At 71.4% G+C, this 630-nt stretch carries 2 protein-coding genes; both read left to right on the top strand.

Translation table 11 applies throughout. The features are described 5' to 3' along the window. Nucleotides 1–259, top strand: a 259-nt coding sequence (locus tag GO615_RS29830; protein ID WP_211167411.1) for a hypothetical protein, incomplete at its 5' end; no start/stop codon positions are given. Beyond that, nucleotides 256–630 (top strand): UvrD-helicase domain-containing protein (locus GO615_RS29835; RefSeq protein ID WP_169133070.1); only part of this gene is annotated, 375 nt, incomplete at its 3' end. The genes GO615_RS29830 and GO615_RS29835, both read left to right, overlap by 4 nt.

Consider the following 630-nt stretch of genomic DNA (forward strand, 5'->3'; position numbering starts at 1 on the left):
CATCGAGGGCTACCGCACCGGGCGACGCTCGCGCAACGCCACCGAAGAACTCGCCCTCAACGTCGGGGCGAGCAAGGCCCGCCCGGTCTGGGAAGGCACCTTCGATCGCGAGGGAGAACGCGACGACCCCTGGTGGCAGCGCGTTTACGCGCCACAGGTGCCCTCACTCGACCGGCTCAATGCGGGCAACGTGTTCATCGACCGGAGCAAACGGCTGTGGATGCCGCTGCTCGACCAGAAGGGACCGATCGGGCGATGACCGAGACCCCAGCACCCGTCGCGACGAACCCGCTCGGGGCACCCGCGCCGCCGCCGTCCGCGCAGTTCGACGTCACGGCGCCCATCCCGCACGGCACGACCCTCATCGAGGCGAGCGCCGGAACGGGCAAGACCTGGACGCTGAGCGCCCTCGTGACCCGTCTCGTGGCCGAGGAGGGGCTGCCGCTCGAGGAACTGCTCGTCGTGACGTTCTCCCGCGCCGCCAGCCAAGAACTGCGCGAACGCGTGCGCGAACAGCTCGAACGCGTGCTCACGCGGCTGCGGCAGGCGCCCCGCGACGACGACGGCGTCCTCGTCGCAGCCCTGCGCAGCGACGACCCAGGCATGCTCGCCGAGCGCTGCGACCGCCTC

It is taken from the genome of Aromatoleum evansii, from assembly GCF_012910805.1.
GTDB classification, from domain to species: Bacteria; Pseudomonadota; Gammaproteobacteria; order Burkholderiales; family Rhodocyclaceae; genus Aromatoleum; species Aromatoleum evansii.